This is a genomic window from Endozoicomonas sp. ONNA2 (assembly GCF_024606365.1).
GTDB lineage: Bacteria > Pseudomonadota > Gammaproteobacteria > Pseudomonadales > Endozoicomonadaceae > Endozoicomonas.
In genome coordinates, this window is the sequence record NZ_JAHHPO010000493.1 from 1 (window position 1) to 5,035 (window position 5,035).

A 5,035-nucleotide genomic window follows, 5' to 3' on the forward strand; every position below is an offset into this window, starting at 1 on the left:
GCAGAGTGACTGTCCACTTAGTCAGAAAATATGATTTCATTTGGTTAACTACTTAATACCAATTCCAGCTTATTAACCCGGTGAGGTTGTCCTTTCTTAAAAAATGGTTTTTGTTACGATGACTTACTATCGCGTTATTAATGTGTGACATTCAACCTATTTATACTTATTGAAATAACCTTCTCAGATAATAAGGCTCACTATGCATATTTCAGACGAGACATATCTTACTAATGGCAACCAACGTCATTATGAAGATCTGGTCAGGGTGCAGGCAGGTGGTTTTTCCGGGTATAACTGTAGTCATTACACTCTCTCGCACACACTGCAACCTAAAGAAGAATCAAAAAAGATTGAACAATCAGATTTATCCATAAGAAAAATTTCACAAAAGCATATCTCACCCGATGTTGAGGCGACGCTGAACACCATCTCACGTTCAATGGCAGAGGTTTCTTCAGATCGCGAGTGTCATGTTAATATGCAGCGACTTGCTGAGATACTGGTGAGCAAGTTGTCGCAAGAAGCGTTAGGCAAGACAAAAATATTAGTCGTGAGGCCCGCCAGGGAGAAAGCGGTGGCACATACTCCAGCAGAATACCTGCCGTCCCGGTTGTGGCTACATCATGTTGCACTAAGATATGATAACTTTGTGTTCGATTTTTTTCGACGAGATCAAAAAGAAAAAAATTCTCCACAAGAATACCCGGATTATTTCAATTCTGAATTCTATGATTTCAGGAAGAGTCTTCTTTGTTATATTCCTGAAAAAAAAGATGAGCATCTTTATAGAGGCTTTTCCTTGATAGAGCATTATGCCTTTCCAAGGCGAGAGTGTGCTGCTATTAATATCGTTGAAATCTCCTGTTCTGATTACATGAATTGCGTTAACACAAAGGGCGTGATTAATTTTGATCAAATAAATGAATCTTTAAGTGCTTGTCATTATGCAGAGGTATTTGACAAAAAACTTTTCCTTGAATTTTACCAAAGAAAATTTGATGGTGAAATTCACGCTGAAGATGAACTGTTAATTTGGCATGATTTTAATGAGCTGCTCTATCTCGACTTTTTTGCTAACCGTCAAAGTAATACGGAATCACTTTATGAGAATCGGATGCAAGAATTTAACTGGCCTCAGCTCAAAGCAGTAGCAGAGCGATGGCGAACAGGCAGAACCCAAATATCGGATTACTACAAGACAGCCAGAGAAGCTTCACCATCAGTGAGAAGTGCCTATTTTTGTAATGCTAACCCGGATATTTCATAAACTGCCCCGAATCCCGCGCACGACCACATGGATGTGGGAGTCAGGGCAAAGCAGGAGCAGTTGACGAGAGTGACTGACCACTTAGCCAGAAAATATCATTTTATTTGGTTAACGACTTACCCGTCGCACCCTCTTGATTTCAATGAATGATCTCTTCATTGAACCTTCCACATTCTCAGGCCACCGGTACAATTCCCTACGCTGCAAAAAAACATCTATGCTAAAATAGCAGCCTTGGCATGAAACAGCCGTATTCCTTCCAGACACATGTACGACAAACATAAGGTGTACCTGCGTGTGCTACTCAACCTTTGCCAAAAATACCTGTGCCAAAATACCCATACCAAAATACCCGCGCCAAAATACCCGTCAACTGACTTTAAGGCGCATATCGCACGACTGTGGTATGGTATGCAACTGCCATTAAACTGACTGGACTTCATTGATGAAATTGACGATTCCCCGTTTTGATCTGGCCAAAGTCCTGGTAATCGGCGATATCATGCTGGATCGATACTGGCATGGTGCCACCTCCCGGATCTCACCGGAAGCTCCGGTGCCGGTAGTCAAAGTCGGGCAGATAGAAGAGCGTCCGGGCGGAGCGGGTAATGTTGCTCTCAACATTGCCACACTGGGCGCACCGGCATGGGTTATCGCGGCCACCGGTGATGATGAAGCCGCCGATGCTCTTCAGATCCGACTGGAGGCCGCAGGCATTTACTGCAGCTTTGCCCGAGTCCCCGGTGTGCCCACCATTACCAAGTTACGGGTTATTTCCCAGAATCAACAGTTGATCCGCCTGGATCATGAGCAAACCTTTGATGGTCTGAGTCCTGATGTTATTGAAGAAAAGGCCGCCCGGCTTCTCCACAATCTGAGCGCCATTGTCCTTTCTGATTACAGCAAGGGAACGCTGCAGGGCTGCCAGCAGCTGATTCGCCTGGCTCGATCCCATAATATCCCCGTGCTCGTGGACCCCAAGGGCAACAGCTTTGAGCGTTACCGTGGCGCAACGGTGATAACGCCCAATCTGACTGAGTTCGAGACGATTGTTGGCCCCTGCCGCAGCGAAGAAGAGCTGGTCAATAGAGGGCAACAACTATTGAAAGATCTTGAGTTCGAAGCGCTGCTTATTACCCGCAGTGAGCAAGGTATGACGCTGATCCGGGAAAATGAGCCTGAGGTTCACTTCCCGGCAAGGGCAAGAGAAGTCTTCGATGTGACCGGTGCGGGAGATACTGTGATATCAGTACTTGCCGCCTCCCTGGCCGCTGGCTGTGACCTGCCCCGGGCCGCCGGTCTTGCCAATATTGCCGCAGGCATTGTTGTAGCCAAGTTGGGCACCGCCAGTGTCTCCATGCCCGAGCTGAGGCGTGAAGTTAACCGGGAGCTGGGCGCTGAAAGAGGTGCCGTATCTGCAGGGCAGTTGATGGTCGCCGTTGAAGATGCCCGGGCTCACGGCGAAAAGATCGTATTCACCAATGGCTGCTTTGATATCCTCCATGCTGGCCATGTGGGCTATCTCGAGCAGGCACGAAAGCAGGGGGACAGACTGATTCTTGCCATTAATGGCGATGATTCTGTTACTCGCCTGAAAGGTGAAGGCCGCCCGATTAATCCGGTGGAACGCCGGATGGCAGTAATGGCTGGCCTGGAAGCGGTGGACTGGGTTGTCAGTTTTGATGAAGATACCCCGGAAAATCTGATTCGGGCAATCAAGCCGGATGTCCTGGTCAAAGGCGGCGACTATTCACTGGATAAAGTGGTCGGCGCCCCCATCGTTCATGAATACGGCGGTGAAGTAAAAGTACTGGCTTTCCTGGAGAACTGCTCAACGACGGCCATTGTCGATAAAATTCGCGATGAAAAAGAGGCACAACCTGCCTGATTGATATCCGGGAGGCTGTCCGGGAATAGCGCCCATAGCGAGGATTGCGAGAAATTGAGGTTAAAAATTTCTGATTCCGGGCTGAGAGGTTCAAAAGTTATCCCCTGTGGGCATGGCTCAGGGGTGATCAGCGGAATTCAGGTTCAAACCATCAACGAATCAGCATCAAAAATCAGGCGACTGGCGGTGTCGGAAGAATGTCGGCAGCAGGCGCTACTTCAGCCCGATGCAGAGGGAACCGTTGTTTACCTTATAGCTGGTGCAGACTAACTCTCTTTCACCTTATGGAGATAGAACTGCACCTCAATTTTTCCGTAATCAACATGGCCATCATTGTCGATAGTGGCAGTGCGACTGAGCGAGAGGCGAGATTGACTATCATAGTCAAGAGGCTCACCAACAGTAGTTCCTGCCCCACCCACAAAGGTTGGAATAGCGTTCATGCGGTAGGTGATGTCAGTGCTGTGGGCGTTACGTATTACGTCGATCGCCAGCTCCGGGTTTTGCTGGGCTAGCAGCCCCCAATCGGGCATCATGTCAACCAGAGTACCCTGGAGACAGTAAAGCATATGATTAAGCTCGGTCTGGTTGATGTGGCTGAGTATCTGCATCTGTGTTTCGATCGGTAGCCCATCAAGGCCATTGATAATTTCGCCTTCTAACGCCTGACGAACGTCGTCGGCGGCATCCGTCTCATCATGAGCCATCTTCTGGCGGTATTCAGCGCATAGAGCACTATTGTCAAAGTCGACTCCATTGTTGCTGTGAATACGTACTGTGTTTCTGATCAAATCGACACCGATCTGGTTGGGGATGACAAGTATACCTTTTTTATCCAAATCGGCTTTCATGGCGACCATATCGCTTTCATGACAAATGTCACTGGAGGTTCGCATCTTCCTTTCAATCTCAGCCGGTATGGCCAGATCCTCAAAAATATGGTCTGGAGCCTTTATAGTAGCAATAATCTTATCGTTGATTTTGTCCGCCATTTCACTGAGAAATTGCTGGTTGTCATTTGGGTTCGAGCGGAAAATGCCTTTGCAGACAGCGGGCATGAGAACCAATTGCTCTTGCAGGTAGTCTCGAAACAAAGCCAGTTGCCGGGTCGTGTACAGTGGATCGCCCATCATTTCGAGTTCATCCATATGGGCGTTGATGAGGGTCTCGATTTGTTGACACTGCTTTGGACTATTACGGTTCGTTTGGGTCAGACTTTGAGTTGCGTTCTGGATTTTCTCTTCGAGAATTATAAGCTGATCCTTCTTTTGTTTACTCTGTTTGAGGTCAGTGATCTCATGGGGCGAAGACAGGATGATCTGGCGTTTCTCCAGACCAGGATCTGTCCGCTCATTGGATAATGCATGGCCAGCTTCGCCAATTGTTGGCTTAATCGCAGCATCTGCTATAAGGGAAATTCGGCCTGCACTGGTGTTTTGAGGTTTCTCCGGATTGTTGTTGTTTGGTGGGATGGCTGGCTGACTCAGGTTGCTCTCATCGACCTTGCTCATTGGCTTCATCCATGTGCTCTGTTGGTTATCTCCTGAAGTATAGGAAACGGATCAGGCATCTGATGATCAACGATACCGGCAAACTCAGTGTCAGTGCCCGCTGTACCAATCACAGCTGCACTGATCCCGGAATCTGAACTCGTCCTTTTGCTGAACCAACAAGCCATGGTTAAAATTCGGTCATTGCGGATTGTTGGTACTGCTGATTTTGGCCGGGATCATCTGCTTTGCTGGCTCCCGGAGCAACGCAGGAGCAGTTGCCGTGAGTGCCGACACAAGGAGTCAGAAATATATGATTTCATATGGTTAGTGCTTAGGAATTGTCCCGGAATAACTTCATCATTTTATTCAGTCCGGGAAAATGCC

At 47.8% G+C, this 5,035-nt stretch carries 4 protein-coding genes; 3 read left to right on the forward strand and 1 reads right to left on the reverse strand.

Translation table 11 applies throughout. The annotated features are described in order from the left end of the window. Window positions 1-202: 202 nt before the first annotated feature. The 3 genes from KDK14_RS08865 to KDK14_RS08875 all read left to right on the forward strand — a co-directional run bounded on the left by KDK14_RS08865 (window position 203) and on the right by KDK14_RS08875 (window position 3,428). Window positions 203-1,270: a hypothetical protein gene (locus tag KDK14_RS08865; RefSeq protein WP_257264730.1), complete on the forward strand. Its 1,068-nt coding sequence runs from the start codon at window positions 203-205 to the stop codon at window positions 1,268-1,270. Window positions 1,271-1,715: 445 nt separating this feature from the next. Continuing rightward, on the forward strand, window positions 1,716-3,158 hold the full coding sequence (gene hldE / locus KDK14_RS08870; RefSeq protein ID WP_257264731.1) for a bifunctional D-glycero-beta-D-manno-heptose-7-phosphate kinase/D-glycero-beta-D-manno-heptose 1-phosphate adenylyltransferase HldE: 1,443 nt from the start codon (window positions 1,716-1,718) through the stop codon (window positions 3,156-3,158). 54 nt (window positions 3,159-3,212) lie between these two features. After that, window positions 3,213-3,428, forward strand: coding sequence for a hypothetical protein (locus tag KDK14_RS08875; protein ID WP_257264732.1), 216 nt, complete (start codon window positions 3,213-3,215; stop codon window positions 3,426-3,428). On the opposite strand, the gene KDK14_RS08880 is transcribed toward KDK14_RS08875, so the two are convergent. Beyond that, window positions 3,425-4,669 (reverse strand): hypothetical protein, encoded by a 1,245-nt coding sequence (locus tag KDK14_RS08880; RefSeq protein WP_257264733.1) that lies wholly within the window; start codon window positions 4,667-4,669, stop codon window positions 3,425-3,427. The two genes, KDK14_RS08875 and KDK14_RS08880, sit on opposite strands and share 4 nt — an antisense overlap. Between the last annotated feature and the right edge of the window lie 366 nt (window positions 4,670-5,035).